Below are 16,676 nucleotides of genomic sequence, written 5' to 3' on the forward strand. Positions count from 1 at the left end.
CGGTTTTTCTATTGGATCGCAGACAGCATGTTCTCCATGATTTCTTCACTCATCGGGCCGATGTATTTATTCTGGACCACGCCGTTCGAATCAATGATGTAGCTGGTCGGAATCGAAATGGCTTTGGACACATTCGCTACTTTGTTATCAGGATCAAGCAAGATCGGGAAGCTGATGCCGTACAACTTCGCGAAATCCGCCACTACTTCCGGGCTGGTCTCCGTATCGGTCAGATTGACCCCGAGAATAACCACACCTTTTTCCTTGTTCTCTTCGTAGTAACGCTGCATGTCCGGGATTTCTGCGCGGCAAGGAGGACACCACGTCGCCCACAGATTGAGAATGACCTTTTTCCCGCGAAAATCGGACAGCTTGACTGTACCGCCACCTATTTGCTGCAATTCAAAATCCGGAGCGGTATTTCCTTTTTCCATTCCAATCTGCCCGTTGCCTCGCTCTCCAGATGAAGCGATGGGCTCCTGCCTGTTCAAAATTTCCGCATCGAAAATTCCCCATCCCAAAAGCCCCAGGAGTACGACAATCGCCCAAACATTATGATGCTTCTTCATCGGTCGCTCCCCCTAACGGCTTCACTCGTCTGGACAAAAAGAGCAGCAAGAGAGCAAAAGCATAGTACATGAGCTGATCGCTGGAAAGTCCTGCAAACACAGCTTCTCGATTCGGAACAAAAAAGTGCACATAGACTTGGCTAATGGCAAACCACATTACGGGTGCAAGCCAAGCGGCCAGATGAATGAGTCCTTCCTTTGCCCGATGCAGCCACCAAAGAAAGCAGGCGCATATGGCTATCTGCTGTACGTGATACCACATACTGCTCTGCTCGAACACGACCGTGAGCAGCTGGTAAACGCCCGTTGCAGCAAGAAAGCCTGTCGCCGTTGCTAAGGCGACAAAATGAACAGGAATTGCTTTTTTTCGTACTGTCTTGGTGAGGTAGACGACAACTGCCACGACTGCCAGCATGGCTCCGTTTTCTCCCCCAGAAAAATAAAGAATGGATGAGGGATTCTCCAGCGCTTTGGAAAAATCAAACAAGATGTAGCTGAATTTCCAAACGAGAAAAGCCAGCACCAGTGCATGACTTAACAGCTCAATCACCGCTGATTTCATTTCTCTGTTATTTTTAATCTGAGCGGATATAGCCAAAAAGCCGAGCGAAAGCGAAACGACGACCGCCAGCATGCTCATTTTCAACAAAAAGGGGCCTATTTGAAAAGCATCCGACATTTTCGTTTCCTCCTTTAGGAAAATGGCTTACTCTAGGGAAGACAAGTATTCAAACAACTATCACCATATCAGGAAATGGGGAATAAAGGAATGCTCACGAATATTTTTACTTTGCAGGAGCGCTATGCCCTTGCTTTTTCTACGCGAACCGAGCATCCACAAGTGCGCGTATATCGGGATGAATCGGTCCCGGACATGTATAGCCATAATTATACAGAAGTCATGTCGGTGCCCACGCAGGACTGGCTACAAGCTTACATCGAGCAAGAGCTTCGGCGTGCCAAAGAGCAGCTGCTCGACCACTTCAAGCTGGAGCTGCACCCGTCGCTACCTTTTTCAGAAGAGTTCGTGTCTTTTGCGAACCAGCTTGGGTTTGAAGTGAATACGATGCTGTACATGCTCGCTCCGCTGGAGGTTGCCGATAAACTGGCGCCGAATCCACAATGCTCCGTTTTACGAGGGGATTCAACTGATGTCATGGAAGCAGGCATTCGCTGCCTTACTGCTTATGATTCGGTTATGATCAATCCTGATTTTGCTGTCCGTAAAGCGAACCGGAAAAGAGAGGTCTATGAAACCGGTGAGATCCTCCCGTATGTGTGCTTTGTCGATCAGGAGCCCGTCGGCGCATGTGAATGGCATCTTTATAAGGAGCTCGTTCGTATGGAGGAATTTTTTATACTGGACGCCTGGCAGCGTAGGGGACTCGGTACGGAAATCATTCGGGTCATGATGCAAGACGCCAAAAAGCTCGGCGCCACCCATATGTACTTGACCACCTATGCAGATGATACGCCACAGGAAATGTACAGAAAGCTCGGCTTTCAGGAGGTCGGGAGGCATTTGGAAATGATCTGGCGAAAAAACTAGAAAAAAGCTCCCACCAAGTCGCTTAGTGGGAGCCATCCAATTTTTTGCGTTGAGCTACTCTTTTCTCTTGGTAAGTAGCGCTTCGGCCTCCCGATCTCTTCGGTCGGTTTCGCCATTTTTGGTCCATTGTAAAAATCGGTCGTCCAAAAGCTCTGCCAAGATTACCCGTTTGTCCGCTTCGCTCACCGCCAGCGAGAGTACTTGTCTTCTCATGCTGCCGAGAAAAAGCGTGTAGTCCTCGTATTCCGGTCCCACCCACTCTTCGAGCTGGCGGCGCATTTTCTTTGCCAGACCCGGGTTGTTCCCACCCGTAGAGATTGCAATCTGCAAGTCTCCACGCGCAACGACAGATGGAACGGTAAAGGAACAGAGGTCTGGGCGATCAACGATATTGATCCACTGATGCGGACGACACGCTCCGTATACCGCCAGATTGACGGCGGGATCACTCGTCGCTGCGATGATGAGCACTGCCTCTTCGACGTCTTGTGTGGTAAAGAGGCGCAGTGCTACCGTCAGCTTCTTGGTGTGTGCCCATTCAAGAATAGTTGCCGTACAGGAGGGACTCACAACGGTGACATCTGCACCAGCAGCAAGCAGACTGCCGATTTTCCGCTCGGCTACTTGCCCGCCACCAACCACCAAGCAACGCTTGTTTTGTAGATTGACCATCATGGCATAGTGCGTCACCAGCGTTCCCTCCCCTCGGTTTCCTATTGTTGCACCTGCTCGATTCCAAGCGTAGCTTCAAACCAGTTGATTTTCTCACGCATCTTCACGACTTCACCGACCAGAATGATAGCTGGATTCGTGATGTGACTGTTTTGGGCCAAACGTTCCTCAATATCAGCCAAGGTACCCGTTACTACCGCTTGCTGCGGGAGTGTTCCCCACGAGATGACGGCTACTGGCGTATGTGGATCTCGTCCGTGCTTGATTAATTGGGTGCGGATCAACGGCAGGTTGGCGACTCCCATGTAAAAAGCAACCGTGTCGATGCCATTCGCGAGAGCACTCCATTTTTCTACCGCCAGCTCCGGCTTGTCTTCGCGCAAATGTCCCGTCACGACAGCAAATGACGAGCCGTGATCGCGGTGTGTCACTGGAATACCCGCATACGCCGAGGCTGCAATTCCAGCTGTTACTCCCGGGACGATTTCAAAGGCAATTCCTCGCTCAGCCAAAAGCTGCGCTTCTTCTCCGGCACGACCAAACACACAAGGATCGCCGCCTTTTAGCCGTACGACGACTTTTCCTTCCAGCGCTTTTTCCGCTAACAGCTCGTTAATCGATTCCTGTCTCATCGTATGATGATCCGGCAGCTTGCCGCAGTAGATGCGTTCGGCCGTCTGTGGCGCGTACTCCAGCAAGGCTGGGTTTGCCAGACGATCATACACAACCACCTCTGCCTTTTGCAGGCATTCCATTCCTTTTACGGTAATCAGCTTTGGATCGCCAGGGCCAGCTCCTACGAGATAGACTTTCCCCGCGCCGCTCATCGGTCACTTACTCCTGCTGATGCAAATGTCGCCATCTCACGAACCATCCGTGTCGCTGCTTCCACGATTGGAAACGCCAATGTTGCTCCGCTTCCTTCGCCCAGTCGCAAATTCAGGCTGAGCAGTGGCTCCTTACCTAAGGCTTGCAGGACAAAATCATGCCCCGGCTCCTCAGAACGGTGACCCGCGATCAAGTAGTCAGCAACGAGTGGCTCCAATCGAACAGCAAGCAAAGCCGCTACCGTAGCGATAAAGCCGTCCAGCAGCACAGGGACACGGCGAGAGGCTGCTCCCATGATCGCTCCAGCCATTGCCCCGATTTCCAGTCCGCCGACTTTTGCCAAAACGTCCAACGGATTGGTTGCATCCGGTCGATGCAAGGCAAGTGCTTCACGAACAACTGTCTTTTTACGCTGCCAGCCTGCATCATCCAGCCCTGTTCCACGTCCGACGATTTGCTCAGGATCAGCTCCGGTTAAAGCTGACAGAATCGCACTGCTGGCTGTCGTGTTGCCAATACCCACTTCACCGACGATCAGGACTTTGGCGCCTTCCCCAATCATTGCTTCTGCCATCTCGAGGCCAACTGCGATGGAGCGTTGCGCTTCGTCTGCTGTCATCGCAGCCTCTTTCAGCATATTGCCCGAGCCTGCTCTAATTCGCTTATGATATACACCCGGTGTTTCCACCTCGACCGCTACACCGACATCTACGATTTTTTGAATGGCTCCGATTTGTCTGGCGAAGACGTTGACCCCTGCTCCGCCATGAACCATATTCAGCACCATTTGCGCTGTCACTTCCTGCGGATAGGCAGAGACACCTTCCCGTGCCACACCGTGATCGGCCGCAAAAACAAGCACGCCCGGCGGTGTTACAACAGGCATGGTCTCACCTGTCATCCCAGCCAGCTCAATAGCCAATTGCTCCAGGCGACCAAGGCTGCCAAGCGGCTTGGTCAACTGATCCACATGCTGTCTCGTTTGCTCACTTGCTTCCTGATTTCGTGGCTCAATCGCCGGATAAATGACTGCCATTATATTTGCACCTCTTTTTCTTGAAAAGCCTTCATGTACTCTTCGATCGTATCCAACCTCACATGGCGACGAACGGTATCCGCCAACAGATCGTACCCCTGCTCTCGTAGAGCGACAAAAGATGGGCGATCCGTAATGGGTGGGAGTCCTTTTTGCTCACGGATGGCATTCAGCAACAGTGTGCGGAAGTGGTCATTGTGGAACAGGCCATGGAAATACGTGCCGATCAACTGCCGCTCCTCCTGACAATAGCCCTCCGTACGCCCCTCCATCTGGATAAAAGGAAAATCATTGCGCGAATAAGCGGATTGCCCCATGTGAATCTCGTAGCCTTCAACCGTTAGTTTTTCCTTCGCAAATACTGCTTCTCCACGGGACAAAACAGTCGTTTTCTTCTGCTCCATCGTCGTAATCATCGGGATTAGACCCAGCCCATCAAGCTGCTGCAATGGAGATTCGACCCCAGCAGGATCATGAATGGCTTCTCCCAGCATTTGATAACCGCCGCACAAACCGACGATATACGTTTTCCCTTTATGATGAAGGTCTTTGACTGCCGCGGCAAGACCTGTCTCTCGTAAGAACTGCAAATCCTCGAGTGTATTCTTGCTGCCCGGCAAGACAATCAGGTCAGGTTCACCCAGCTCTTCCAACCGTGTCACAAAACGCATCCGGCAATCCGGCTCTACAAAAAACGGGTCCACGTCGGTAAAGTTGGAAATTCGCGGGTAGCGCAAAACCGCAATGTCAAGCTCCCGCGGTGTCTCACGCTGACCTTGATAACGGTGCAAAATCAACGAGTCCTCCGCATCGATCCACAAGTCTGGAATAAATGGCACGACACCAAGGACTGGCTTGCCTGTATATTCCTCGAACCAGTCGAGTCCCGGCTGCAAAAGCGTCAAATCACCACGAAAACGATTGATGATGACGCCGATCACGCGGTCCCGATCTTCGGGCTCGAGCAGTTGAAGGGTACCGACCAAGCTGGCAAACACTCCCCCTCGCTCGATATCTGCCACCAAAATGACGGGCGCGTTCGTGAGACGAGCGACTCGCATATTGACGAGCTCGCGGTCATTCAGATTGACCTCTGCCGGACTGCCAGCCCCTTCAATGACGATCCGCTCATAGGAGCTGGCGAGTCGTTGATACGCTTCCTCAATGATCCGCAAGCCCTTGTCATAAAACTCCGTCCGATAGGCAAAAGCCTTCATGTTGCCGTATGGCTCGCCGTTAACGACAATTTGCGATTCGGAATCCCGTGTCGGCTTGATCAAAATGGGGTTCATGTCAGTCGTCGCCAGAATTCCTGCTGCCTCTGCCTGAACGCCCTGTGCCCGCCCGATTTCTTTTCCATCCAGCGTCACGTAGGAATTCAGGGCCATATTTTGCGATTTGAACGGAGCTGTCTTGTAGCCATCCTGGGCAAAAATCCGGCACAGCGCTGTTGCAATCGCACTTTTTCCTGCATCCGAGCTGGTACCTTGCACCATCAACGGGAGGGTTTTAGGCACGCTCGGCCACCTCCGCGCAACGGCTCAGCCAACGTTCGACCAGGTCAGGATTGGAGCCGAAATGCAAATGTGTATAGCCTGCGACCAGATTTTCTTGGACATAGCCCTCCGGTTTCGTACCGCGGAGCCCTTTCGTCTCATATGCTGCTGGCAGCTCTTGATCCGAAGCATACGTAGAGTAATGGAATTCATGACCTTTTGCCTGTTCCTCGGTACCGATCAAGAAATTGCCTTCCTTGCCGCGCACTTCCCGATAGCCAAGCGCTGCGAGCTTTTTCTGCATGGTCACCTTGCCTGGGATGAGCCCCACCATTGGATAGCTGTCGCCATCAGTTGTGACGATCGCCTCTGTCAAAAACATGTAGCCGCCGCACTCAGCCAAGGTAGGCAAGCCTTTTGTAATCACAGATCGGATCGATTGTTTCACCGCTTCATTTTGCGATAGCTCTGCTGCAAATTCCTCCGGGAAGCCTCCCCCGATGTACAAGCCATCTGCGTCCGCTGGCACTCCCTCACCAGCCAGTGGGGAAAAGAACGCGAGCTTCGCGCCATATGCTTCGAGCAGCTCCAAATTTTCCGGATAGTAAAAATGAAAAGCAGGGTCCTTCGCTACAGCAATGGTGACATTGGCAGACGCTTTTCGCGGAGCAAACAGCGTAGGTTCTACTTGCAGCGGCTCTGCCTTTGCCAGTTCCCAGATTTGCTCCAAATCGACTGTCTCTGCGATCAAGTCAGCCAGCTTTTCAAACAGCGGTGTCAACTCTCCACGCTCGACAGATGGCACCAACCCGAGATGACGTTCCGGTATTTCCAGCTCATTCTCCCGTTTTAGATAGCCTACGACCGGAATTCCGCACTCCTGCTCGATCGCTGCCTTCACGATTTTATGATGCCCTTCACTCCCGACCTTGTTCGCGATGACACCGACGATTCTCGCCTGTGGATTGAGCAGTTGAAAGCCTTTGACAATCGCAGCTGCACTGCGCGCCATGCTCTGGCAATTGACCACCAACAGAACCGGAGAGCCAGTCAGGATGCTGATTTCTGCCGTGCTGCCTTTATCGCTGGTCGCTTCCTTGCCATCGTACATGCCCATGACACCCTCGATAATCGAGATGTCTGCACCCTCGCTGCCGCGGACAAAAATCTCCTTCACGATCTCGTGCTCCAGCATGAAGCTGTCCAGATTACGCGAGGCTCTGCCGGTCACAGCCGTATGATACGTAGGATCGATGTAATCAGGTCCGCACTTGAAGCCCTGTACGGTATGCCCTTTTCTTTTCAGAGCAGCCATCAGTCCGATGGTAACGGTTGTCTTACCCGCTCCGCTGCCCGTTCCTGCAATCACAATACGGCGGCTGTCCGTCATGCGCGCTCCTCCTCATGATAGGGCATCAATCCGACCGAAATGGTGGTGTTGCCCGACTTCTTCTTGGTCAAAACGAGTTCGCCCGCACCAGCATACAGCTTCGCGGCAGGCTCGCTCACTCCGTACGCTCCCGTGAACTTGAAGACGGTATCAGACGGATCGCTGATCTCTACCTGATTCAACTCTTCAGGCGAATACCAGACGAATGGCCAGCCGTATTTTTCGCAAACGGCGATCAGACCTGCTTCATCCTTTTTCAGCTCGATGGTCGCCAGTGCTTTTACACTTTTGATCGAAAATTGCAGTTCATCCAGCGTTTCCTTGATGACTGCCTCGATCTCCTCTGCGGAGGTTCCCCGGTTGCAACCCATCCCGAGCACGATTACCTTCGGACGATAAAGGACGCCATTGTCCAAAATCGATTGTTCCTCCGGTGTGAGCAAGCGATGAGAGACGACGAGAGCAGCTTGCGGCTGATCGGCTTGTGCCTCAGCGATTGTCGCGTATTCCTTGATAGATGGTGGCATCGGTGTCTCATGCATCCACCAGTCGCGTTCACCGGATTCATTGATGACAGCTACGCGCTCCTCGTTTACGACAGAAGCGCTGACAGGGGTCAGCTTTTCAGCGGAATCCCACTCCCAGCCAAAACGTCTACCGAATAGATCGACGGGAATCGTCTTTTGGACATCAGATGCTGTCGTAATAATTGGACGAGCACCCATGACTGCCGCTACCTCGCGAGCCAGCTCATTGGCACCGCCCAAATGGCCAGACAGCACACTGATGACATTCTCCCCACGGTCATCGACGACGACGACACCCGGGTCTTTCTTTTTGTCTTCCAGCAAAGGTGCGATCATCCGAATAACCGCACCCAGTGAAATAATGATGATTAAGCCTTTATAAGCAGGCCAGAGAGCGGGAAACAGCATCCGGACACTGTTGGAAAACAGCTGGATGCCGCGCGCTTCCTCATCTCCGCGCTCGAACTTGCTCATGTAGTACAGGTCTGTCCCAGGGAATTTCTGTGCCAGATCGCGCGCCATCTCTACTCCGTGCTTCGTGATCGCAACGATCGCATAGTCTCCGCGCTGCTCGATAGCAGGGATTTCTCCCTCGATCAGTTCGATGATCTTCATTATTCCTTCACACCTTTTCTGAACCCGTGTGTAAAGGTTTTATCGTACAGCTTGGAACGGTATTGCTCGCTCTTGTCGTGGATGTTCGGGTCCAATGCCCAGCCAGCCAAAATCATCGCATGCTTGCGAATACCATTTTTGCCCATGTCTTCGTCCAAATTTTTCAGCGTGGTGCGAACGATCAATTGATCCGGCCAGCTTGCACGTTGTACGACTGCTACTGGTGTATCCTCGCTCCAGCCTGCATCGACCAGCTCACGGACTACTTTTTTCGTCAAAGTCGCGCTAAGGTACAGAGCCAACGTACAATGATGCTCAGCGAGCGCACGCAGCTTTTCTCTTTCAGGCACCGGTGTGCGACCTTCCGCGCGGGTGAGGATGATCGTCTGTGTCAGATCAGGAATCGTCAGCTCGGCTCCTACTGCTGCCGCTGCCGCAAATACTGAGCTCACACCTGGAACGATTTCTACCTCGATGCCTTTTTCTTTTAATAGGGCAATCTGTTCCATGATCGCGCCATAAATGGACGGATCACCTGTATGCAGACGTACAACTGTTTTTCCGCTGCTAATCCGTTCTACCAATTGTTCTACCATTTCTTCCAATGCCATCCCCGAGCTTTGCAGTACTTCTGCATTCGGATTGCCGAGCGCAACCAACTCCTCGTTCACGAGGGAATCGGTATACATAATGACGTCTGCCTTTTGCAGCAGCTTCAAGCCTTTTACCGTAATCAAATCAGGGTCGCCAGGACCCGCTCCCACTATGTACAGTTTCATTACTTTTTCACCACCATCAGTGTAAGATAGCTAAGCTCTGCCCGCTCCAGTTCACGCATATCAGTCCAAACCATTTCCTCGGAGGAAGTGACCTTGGTCGCTACTGCTGCCTTTTCAGCCAGCCCCATTTCCTTCAGCAAGCCAATGATCATTGGCAGTACCTTTGCTACCTTCAGGAACACGACGGTATCGTGGCTCTCCAGCGCTTTGCGCATGGCTTCCTTGTCTTCTGTTGCCGGGATGATGCCGATCTGCTCGTCGCCGTCCGCCAGCGGCAGATTGAAGCGGGAAGCTGCTCCCAGAAACGAAGAGACGCCTGGTACGGTCACGATTGGCACTTCCGGGTGCTCCTCATGCATGACGCGCATCATGTGGATGAACGTGCTGTAAAACATCGGATCGCCTTCCGTTACAAAAGCAACGTCCTTGCCTTCCGACAAACGCTCCCAAACGATCTCCACTGTGTTGTTCCACTCGCGCTCCAAAATTTCTTTGTCCCGCGTCATCGGGAATACGAGTCCAAGCATTTCCTTGTCTGGGGTCTGCACATACAGCTCTGCGATTTGATGCGCGTAGCTTTTGCTGCCCATCCGTTTTTTCGGATACGCAACCACTGGTGATTGCTGTAATAGACGAAATGCCTTGACGGTAATCAATTCAGGGTCGCCGGGACCTACTCCCAGTCCGTACAATGTTCCGATCTTAGTCACTTGCTGTCTCCTCCTTGTTCTTCTGCCTGCTTGGCCCAGGCCGTAATGATGTAGATCGGATTCAATGCTTCAAAGCGCGTCAGGGACAAAATCGGCTTGCTGCGCGATAGCTGCGCCAGTGTTACCGATGTCTCGAATCCTTCCTGCGCGAATGCTTGTGTCGCTTCGTACAATGTCTCAATGGTCGCTGCATTCACCACGATCCGGCCATTCGGGCGCAGTCGTGTGCAGCAGATGTTCAACAGCTCGCGCAATTCTCCACCGCTGCCACCAATAAATACGGCATCCGGGTCAGGGAACTCATCTAAGCCATGTGGGGCGCGTGCGTTAATCACTGTCAAATCCGTGCGAAACTTCGCCATGTTCTGGCGGCAGTTTTCCAGATCGTCCACGTTCTTCTCTACGCCGTACACTTCACCCTCACGCGCTATTCGTGCCGCTTCAATGGCGACAGAGCCTGTGCAGGTGCCGATGTCCCAAACGATGCTTTTCGCATGCAATTGCAGCTGCGCAATGCTTAAAATGCGGACTTCCTTTTTCGTAATAAGTCCCTTGTCCGGCTTGCGCTGGGAGAACTCCTCGTCTGCGATTCCGAACGGCCACACCGGGCTTGGACGGCGTTTTTTCAAAATCACGACATTCAAATCAGAGAAGCTACCATCAGCCATTTCCTCAAGGGAATACCAGCCTGAATGCTCTTCGGCACTGCCGAGATTCTCTGCCACAAACGCATCGTACTCATTCATTTGGAACGAAAGGAGATAGCGGGCGATTGCTGCTGGCGAGTTTTCCCGATCCGTCAAAAGAGCGACCTTTTCCTTCCCGTCGATCCGCTGTGCCAGACCTTTGATACTGCGTCCGTGCACACTTGCCAATGTTGCATCCTGCCATGCTTCGCCCATTTTGGCAAAAGCGAGCTGAATGGAGCTGAGGTGCGGGTAAATCTCTACGTTCAGCTTTTTGGAAAGTAAGCCACCTATCCCGTAAAAGAGCGGGTCACCTGACGCCAGAATGACCGTCTTGCGTGTCTCTGTGCGTAGCTCTTCTACCATCGCGGTCAGTCCGCCCTTTAGTACACGCTTTTCCCCTGTATACTCCGGAAAAAAGCTGAGGTGCCGCTCTCCTCCAACCAACAGCTCACTTTCCTCTATCCAAGTCCGGTACAACGGCAGCAGGCTCTGCTGTCCATCATCCCCGATTCCAATTACTTTCATCGCCTGTGTCATTGATCGTCACCCTTCCCAACAGGGACCCTTTCATTGTGATGATGATGGTTTCGACCTCGATGCCGCCGCCCACTTCCTTTAGTGCAGCGCGACAGCAGTTTTCGCACATGATCTCGAAAAAGGCTGGCGTGTCCACCATCATATCGCCTACCTGCGAAGCGGTGTTGGCTCCCAAAATTTCGTCAACACGCTCCTGCGGTGCTCCTGCATCTGCTGCCATTTGAGCGAGGAAGCCGAAATCGACGGGTGCGCTTTTGGAATGAACCATCATGACTCCCTGCGCTACCTTGGAAAACTTGCCCATCATCCCGACCAAGGTCACTTTGCGCATCTTTTTGTTCTTGCACTGCTTGAGAGAAAAACCGACGAAATCGCCCATCTCCACGAATGCTTCTTCCGACAGCTCTGGATAAGTAGCGACCCCGTAGGATTCACTCTTTCCGCCCGTCGACAACACAATATGATCGCAGCCGGCTTCCTTGGCGACATTGACCGCTTGTGCCACGCTTGCCTTGTAGGCAGAAGTGGAAAACGGCACCACGATTCCACGCGTCCCCAAAATGGAGATGCCGCCGAGTATGCCGAGTCGTCCATTCAAGGTTTTTTTGGCGATTTCCTCACCCGCAGGCACGGAGATGACGATTTTGATCCCGCGCTGGGTCCCGTACTCATCCAGAACAGCCTGCGCGGTTTCCCTGATCATTTTACGCGGGACGGGATTGATCGCTGCCTCGCCAATCGGAACGGGCAACCCTGGCTTGGTCACCCGTCCCACACCGAGTCCGCCATCCAAAATAATCCCGGGCTCATCCGACCATTCCACCGTAGAGAGAATGAGGGCACCGTGTGTCGCGTCTGGGTCGTCTCCCCCATCCTTGATCGTGCTTGCGGTCGCCTTCTCCAATGAAAACTCGCAGCTCTCCATCTGAAAGGTGACGTCCTCACCGATTGGCAGGCGAATCGTCGCTTGGCTTTGCTCTTCCTGAGTAATCAGCGCGATCAAAGCAGCCTTGGTCGTCGCCGTTGCACATGATCCAGTCGTATATCCGTGGCGGAGGGGCTTTGCCTCTTTTTCGTCCGTTGCTGCTTTGGCTGCCATCTGCTTAGCCCAACCGTTCCGCCATGATCGAAATGGCATTCAATGCTGCTACGGTTACTGGGCTTCCGCCTTTACGTCCCATGTTCGTGATGAATGGGATATCGAGCTTCGCCAGCTCTTCCTTGGATTCTGCCGCAGATACGAAACCAACTGGCATCCCGATCACCAGGCCTGGCTTTGCTTCGCCTTCCTTCACCATACGGATCAGCTCCAGAAGTGCCGTAGGTGCGTTTCCGATGCAAAAGATTCCGCCATCTGCTTCCTTGATCGCTTTGCGCATGGAAATGATCGCACGGGTCGTGTTCAGACGCTTCGCCTCTTCCATTACATCGCGGTCGGAGATGTACACCTTTACTTCTCCTCCGAATTTTTCAATACGGTTTTTGCTGATGCCGACTTGCACCATCTGTACATCTGCTACGACGATTTTGCCGCTGCGGATCGCTTCGATTCCCGATTTTACTGCGTCCGGGTGGAAAACAAGGCTGCGTCCAAGGTCAAAGTCTGCGGATGCGTGGATGACGCGTTGTACTACCGGATATTGTTCTTCTGTAAAGGAATGCTCGCCCAGTTCATCTGTAATGATTTGAAAGCTCAAGTCCTCAATCTCTTGCGGTTGTACGGTCATCGGTTTAAATTCCGTTTTGAAATCCATGGTTAGTTTCCTCCAGTCACTTGTTTGAGTTGAGTCAATACGCTTTCGAAATCCGAAAACTTCGTTCCATAATCGATCTTTGGACGACCGATGACGATTGTTTCGATGCCCATTTCCAGTGCCGCTTCCACCTTTTCATCAAAAGCGCCTACCTTGCCGCTCTCCTTGGTGATCATCAGCGTGACACCATAATGCTCGTAGAGCGCTTTATTCAGCTCCTTGGAAAAAGGGCCTTGCATCGCGACGATGTTTTTTTGCTCGACACCGAGCTCTTCGCATTTCTGCATATTGTCAAGACGCGGCAGCATGCGGGCTACCAGCGTCGTATCCGGTAGGCCCAACAGCTGATCTGTGAACGTCTTCAGCGTCTTGCTGCCCGTCGTCAGCATGATGACACCGCGCTTTTTTGCCGCCAGTTCAGCCGCTTGTACATAATCTTCTACTACAATCAGCTTTTCACTGCCCGGTGAGGAGAGGCTTTCCCGCTCGTAACGAATGTATGGGACTCCCGCTCCTTGCGCACCTGCCATGGCGTTCTTGGAGGCTTCCTCTGCGAAGGGGTGACTCGCGTCGACTACGCATTGGACGGCTCTGTCTTGGATCAGCTGCTGAATATCGTCAGCAGTCAGGCGTCCGACCTGAACGGGCACACCCGCTTCCTCCATACTTTTCGCCGCATTGTCCGTGACAACGGTCGTTAACAGATCGTAGCCCTTGTCCTTGATTTGCAAAGCCAACTCGCGCGCGTCGCTCGTTCCAGCCAGTACCAGAATCATGCTGTCTTCCTCCTACTTGGTAACATGGTCGTGCTTGTGATCATGCTTGTGGTCATGGTCATGGTCGTGATGATGATGGTGACCATGGTGGTGGTGATGTCCATGCTCGTCATCGTGGTGGTGATGGTCGATGTGCTCCATCGCCGCCAGCCTGTACTGACAGGTATCACAGTTCAGCTTCACTTCACCATGCAACGCTTCCACCACACGATCCTTGAGCACTTCCTTCAACAACGGATGGAAGCCAAAATACTCGGCCATTTCGAACTTGGCTTCTGGATATTGCTCACGGAACTTCTCCAGCTGGTCGCTCATCCGTTTGATCAACACACCCGTGAACAAGAAGTACGGCAAGAGTACGATGCGCTTCGCACCCAGCTTCAGGCAACGCTCAACGCCCTCATCGTACAAGGGATATGTCACACCCATGAAGGCGGTCTCTACCCACTTGGCTTTGTAGCGCTCCCAGAACAGTCGGGACATTTTGTAAATATCGCTATTGGCATCTGCATCGCTGCTGCCGCGTCCGATTACAAGTACAGCCAGGTCATCGTTGTCTTCCCCGGAGGCAAAGCCTGCCTCTTCCATGCGAGCGGTCAAAATATTGATGACTTCGTCGTGAATACCGATCGGGCGTCCGTAGATGAACTGAACGTGTGGGTGTAGCTCCTTCGCCTCGTCGATGGCAGCTGGAATATGGATTTTCGCATGTCCGGCAGAGAACAGGATGATTGGAATCACCGCCACGCGGGTTGCCCCCCGAGCCACGCAGGTATTCAAGCCTTGCAGCATGTCAGGACGGGCAAACTCCAGAAAGCACGTCTCGATAATCGGTACATCCAAGTCCGGTGTTAGCGTCGCCACAAACTGGCGAATCTCTTCATTGCCTTCCGGGTCCTTGCTTCCATGACCTACAAATAATACTGCGTCCATTTTATGTCCCCCTCGTTTTTAGTGGTGTTCTTGCATTAATCTCCGCATGCAGCATTCTCGATTTCAGCTTTGGCTGGCTCGTACCATGCAAAGCCCTCCAGCTCACCTACACGTTGGAAAAACTTGTGAAACCTTTCGTTCGGAAATGCGTCTTTTTTGAATCGGTTCACGATTCGCTCCACGAGTGGAACAATCTCTTCTTTTTCGATGCCTTCTGCTACCGGAATACCGGAGTGTGCATTGCGTCCCACCGTTTTGGCTCCCAGGAATAAATCGAACTTTCCTTTGCGGAATACGATTCCGATATCTTCTTGAACCGCTCCATAGCATGCCATCCCGCAGCCGTTGAAGCCGATCTTCAGCTCCTTCGGCATTTCTTTTCCACCCAGCTTTTGGTGCAGCTCCTCGGCATATGGGATGCTGTCTTTTTTCTCGCCGTCGCAGAAATCACACGCTTTTACCTGCAAAACGTCTCCGATCGGGCTGAGAATCAAACCAAGCTCTCTCAAGCGGCTAGTAATGCTTTCAGGGTTGGCAGTCGGCACGCGCAAAATCATTTGGTGGTGTGGGGTGTATTCGATCTCGCCTTTTTCTCCAGCCACCTCGGCAATCGCCATCATTTGCAGCGGTGTGATTTTTTTGTTGGCAACGCCCGGACTTACCGCGCATTCAAAAATCATCTCTGGCGTAAAGGTAGACACCGGACGATTGAATTGACCTACAGCTGGCTTGGTTTCAATGCCTTTCGCCGTATTGATAGCCGTCAATGCCTCCATGGCCCAGGCGAAAGGAGCTTTTGGTGCGGCTTCTTCTGTTACAGGCGGTGCTTCCAGTACTGCCGTGCTTGTTGCTACACGATTTGCTGGGTCTGTAGCAGGTACTCTATCCTCGGTAACGGCTACTGGTCTTTCTGTGTTCGGTGTTACTGGTGTTGCCGGAGCTGACGCGAGGCTCTCCTCGGAGGCCTCGAGCGACCAAGGCTCATTTTCTACACGCAGACGCTGATGCGGCTTCAGTGGCTGCTCATCGGCAGACAGCGTGTATTTACGCTGGTAACCGCGCGGCGTAATCATTTTGCCGTCGTATACAAATGTCGATGTATTTCCGATAATCACGGTGGTCAACATGCCGATATCATGCTCCAGCATTTGGGCCAGGGTCGTCACGACAACCGTTTCGCGTTCGCGATATGCACTTTTCACGATACCGACCGGCGTATCTGGTGAGCGGTACTGCAAAAGAATGCGTTGCGCTTCAACAATCTGGCGTGTACGTCGTCCGCTGCGCGGGTTATACAACGCGATCACAAAGTCAGCCATCCCTGCTGCGTCAATCCGTTTGGCAATCAGTTCCCACGGCGTCAAGTGATCGCTCAGACTGATCGTACATGCGTCGTGCATGATAGGTGCACCGAGGATCGCCCCACAGGAATTGATCGCCGAGATGCCCGGTACGATTTCGATGGGTACGCCGGTAGCTTCTGTCCAGCCTTTTTCCACCAACACCTCGTATACGAGACCTGCCATCCCGTAAACACCAGAGTCTCCACTGGAAATAACCGCTACCTTTTTGCCTTCCTCTTCCGCCTGACGCACGGCTTCCCGTGCACGCGCCACTTCTTCGGTCATCCCTGTGCTGACGATTTGCTGATTCGTCAAAAGTCCACGGATCAAATCTACGTAGGTGGAATAGCCGATAATGACATCGGACTCCTGCAGGGCTTCCCGCGCCCGCTTGGTGATATGCTCAAAACTCCCTGGACCAAACCCGATCACAAACAACTTGCCGCTCATAAGGCCCCTCCCCTTTTCGCTTC

General features: G+C 52.7%; 17 protein-coding genes. 1 reads left to right on the forward strand and 16 read right to left on the reverse strand.

Features of this window, described 5'->3' with window-relative positions; all coding sequences use genetic code 11:
- Nucleotides 1-8 precede the first annotated feature (8 nt).
- Together HPY31_RS18935 and HPY31_RS18940 are read right to left on the reverse strand one after the other, a co-directional pair.
- Nucleotides 9-569 carry a peroxiredoxin family protein gene (locus HPY31_RS18935; protein ID WP_172141984.1) on the reverse strand — a complete coding sequence of 187 codons (561 nt, stop codon included), beginning with the start codon at nt 567-569 and terminating at the stop codon, nt 9-11.
- Complete coding sequence (locus HPY31_RS18940; RefSeq protein ID WP_172141985.1) at nt 553-1,248, reverse strand: hypothetical protein; 696 nt, start codon at nt 1,246-1,248, stop codon at nt 553-555. Before HPY31_RS18940 ends, HPY31_RS18935 begins: the two co-directional genes overlap by 17 nt.
- Nucleotides 1,249-1,323: 75 nt before the next feature.
- On the opposite strand from HPY31_RS18940, the gene HPY31_RS18945 reads away from it, so the two are divergent.
- Nucleotides 1,324-2,118 (forward strand): GNAT family N-acetyltransferase, encoded by a 795-nt coding sequence (locus HPY31_RS18945; RefSeq protein ID WP_253901870.1) that lies wholly within the window; start codon nt 1,324-1,326, stop codon nt 2,116-2,118.
- A gap of 54 nt (nt 2,119-2,172) precedes the next feature.
- Here HPY31_RS18945 and HPY31_RS18950 read toward each other — a convergent pair whose 3' ends face one another.
- The 14 genes from HPY31_RS18950 to cobJ are packed head-to-tail and all read right to left on the reverse strand — an operon-like array spanning nt 2,173 to nt 16,653.
- Nucleotides 2,173-2,808 carry a precorrin-2 dehydrogenase/sirohydrochlorin ferrochelatase family protein gene (locus tag HPY31_RS18950; RefSeq protein WP_172141986.1) on the reverse strand — a complete coding sequence of 212 codons (636 nt, stop codon included), beginning with the start codon at nt 2,806-2,808 and terminating at the stop codon, nt 2,173-2,175.
- Between the two features lie 23 nt (nt 2,809-2,831).
- Nucleotides 2,832-3,617 (reverse strand): uroporphyrinogen-III C-methyltransferase, encoded by a 786-nt coding sequence (gene cobA, locus HPY31_RS18955; RefSeq protein WP_172141987.1) that lies wholly within the window; start codon nt 3,615-3,617, stop codon nt 2,832-2,834.
- A complete protein-coding gene (gene cobT / locus HPY31_RS18960; RefSeq protein ID WP_172141988.1) occupies nt 3,614-4,654 on the reverse strand; it encodes a nicotinate-nucleotide--dimethylbenzimidazole phosphoribosyltransferase in 1,041 nt (346 codons plus the stop codon). Before cobT ends, cobA begins: the two co-directional genes overlap by 4 nt.
- Nucleotides 4,654-6,171, reverse strand: coding sequence for a cobyric acid synthase (locus tag HPY31_RS18965; RefSeq protein ID WP_172141989.1), 1,518 nt, complete (start codon nt 6,169-6,171; stop codon nt 4,654-4,656). Before HPY31_RS18965 ends, cobT begins: the two co-directional genes overlap by 1 nt.
- Nucleotides 6,164-7,540 (reverse strand): cobyrinic acid a,c-diamide synthase CobB, encoded by a 1,377-nt coding sequence (locus HPY31_RS18970; RefSeq protein WP_172141990.1) that lies wholly within the window; start codon nt 7,538-7,540, stop codon nt 6,164-6,166. The genes HPY31_RS18965 and HPY31_RS18970 overlap by 8 nt, the downstream gene beginning before the upstream one ends.
- Complete coding sequence (locus tag HPY31_RS18975; protein ID WP_172141991.1) at nt 7,537-8,682, reverse strand: cobalt-precorrin 5A hydrolase; 1,146 nt, start codon at nt 8,680-8,682, stop codon at nt 7,537-7,539. The genes HPY31_RS18970 and HPY31_RS18975 overlap by 4 nt, the downstream gene beginning before the upstream one ends.
- On the reverse strand, nt 8,682-9,461 hold the full coding sequence (cobM, locus tag HPY31_RS18980) for a precorrin-4 C(11)-methyltransferase (protein ID WP_172141992.1): 780 nt from the start codon (nt 9,459-9,461) through the stop codon (nt 8,682-8,684). The genes HPY31_RS18975 and cobM overlap by 1 nt, the downstream gene beginning before the upstream one ends.
- Nucleotides 9,461-10,171 carry a precorrin-2 C(20)-methyltransferase gene (cobI, locus tag HPY31_RS18985; RefSeq protein ID WP_172141993.1) on the reverse strand — a complete coding sequence of 237 codons (711 nt, stop codon included), beginning with the start codon at nt 10,169-10,171 and terminating at the stop codon, nt 9,461-9,463. The genes cobM and cobI overlap by 1 nt, the downstream gene beginning before the upstream one ends.
- A complete protein-coding gene (gene cbiE / locus HPY31_RS18990; protein ID WP_172141994.1) occupies nt 10,168-11,397 on the reverse strand; it encodes a precorrin-6y C5,15-methyltransferase (decarboxylating) subunit CbiE in 1,230 nt (409 codons plus the stop codon). Before cbiE ends, cobI begins: the two co-directional genes overlap by 4 nt.
- The gene (locus HPY31_RS18995) at nt 11,360-12,496 is read right to left on the reverse strand and encodes a cobalt-precorrin-5B (C(1))-methyltransferase (protein WP_172142161.1); all 1,137 of its coding nucleotides are present in this window, start codon (nt 12,494-12,496) and stop codon (nt 11,360-11,362) included. Before HPY31_RS18995 ends, cbiE begins: the two co-directional genes overlap by 38 nt.
- 4 nt (nt 12,497-12,500) lie before the next feature.
- On the reverse strand, nt 12,501-13,151 hold the full coding sequence (locus tag HPY31_RS19000; protein ID WP_012684976.1) for a precorrin-8X methylmutase: 651 nt from the start codon (nt 13,149-13,151) through the stop codon (nt 12,501-12,503).
- 2 nt (nt 13,152-13,153) lie between these two features.
- Nucleotides 13,154-13,927 (reverse strand): precorrin-6A reductase, encoded by a 774-nt coding sequence (gene cobK, locus HPY31_RS19005; protein ID WP_016741768.1) that lies wholly within the window; start codon nt 13,925-13,927, stop codon nt 13,154-13,156.
- Nucleotides 13,928-13,939: 12 nt separating this feature from the next.
- Nucleotides 13,940-14,860 (reverse strand): sirohydrochlorin chelatase, encoded by a 921-nt coding sequence (locus HPY31_RS19010; RefSeq protein ID WP_172141995.1) that lies wholly within the window; start codon nt 14,858-14,860, stop codon nt 13,940-13,942.
- Nucleotides 14,861-14,895: 35 nt separating this feature from the next.
- Nucleotides 14,896-16,653, reverse strand: a complete 1,758-nt coding sequence (gene cobJ, locus HPY31_RS19015) for a precorrin-3B C(17)-methyltransferase (RefSeq protein WP_172141996.1) — start codon at nt 16,651-16,653, stop codon at nt 14,896-14,898.
- Between the last annotated feature and the right edge of the window lie 23 nt (nt 16,654-16,676).

This window comes from Brevibacillus sp. HB1.3, assembly GCF_013186635.1.
Lineage (GTDB): Bacteria > Bacillota > Bacilli > Brevibacillales > Brevibacillaceae > Brevibacillus > Brevibacillus brevis_D.

Coding starts and splice junctions, on each gene's coding strand:
- HPY31_RS18935 (WP_172141984.1), bottom strand. CDS start 569: ATGAAGAAGCATCATAATGTTTGGGCGATTGTCGTACTCCTGGGGCTT.
- HPY31_RS18940 (WP_172141985.1), bottom strand. CDS start 1,248: ATGTCGGATGCTTTTCAAATAGGCCCCTTTTTGTTGAAAATGAGCATG.
- cobM (WP_172141992.1), bottom strand. CDS start 9,461: ATGAAACTGTACATAGTGGGAGCGGGTCCTGGCGACCCTGATTTGATT.
- cbiE (WP_172141994.1), bottom strand. CDS start 11,397: ATGACACAGGCGATGAAAGTAATTGGAATCGGGGATGATGGACAGCAG.
- HPY31_RS18970 (WP_172141990.1), bottom strand. CDS start 7,540: ATGACGGACAGCCGCCGTATTGTGATTGCAGGAACGGGCAGCGGAGCG.
- HPY31_RS18945 (WP_253901870.1), top strand. CDS start 1,324: ATGGGGAATAAAGGAATGCTCACGAATATTTTTACTTTGCAGGAGCGC.
- HPY31_RS18995 (WP_172142161.1), bottom strand. CDS start 12,496: ATGGCAGCCAAAGCAGCAACGGACGAAAAAGAGGCAAAGCCCCTCCGC.
- HPY31_RS19000 (WP_012684976.1), bottom strand. CDS start 13,151: ATGGATTTCAAAACGGAATTTAAACCGATGACCGTACAACCGCAAGAG.
- cobJ (WP_172141996.1), bottom strand. CDS start 16,653: ATGAGCGGCAAGTTGTTTGTGATCGGGTTTGGTCCAGGGAGTTTTGAG.
- cobK (WP_016741768.1), bottom strand. CDS start 13,927: ATGATTCTGGTACTGGCTGGAACGAGCGACGCGCGCGAGTTGGCTTTG.
- cobT (WP_172141988.1), bottom strand. CDS start 4,654: ATGGCAGTCATTTATCCGGCGATTGAGCCACGAAATCAGGAAGCAAGT.
- HPY31_RS18975 (WP_172141991.1), bottom strand. CDS start 8,682: ATGAAGATCATCGAACTGATCGAGGGAGAAATCCCTGCTATCGAGCAG.
- HPY31_RS19010 (WP_172141995.1), bottom strand. CDS start 14,860: ATGGACGCAGTATTATTTGTAGGTCATGGAAGCAAGGACCCGGAAGGC.
- cobA (WP_172141987.1), bottom strand. CDS start 3,617: ATGAGCGGCGCGGGGAAAGTCTATCTCGTAGGAGCTGGCCCTGGCGAT.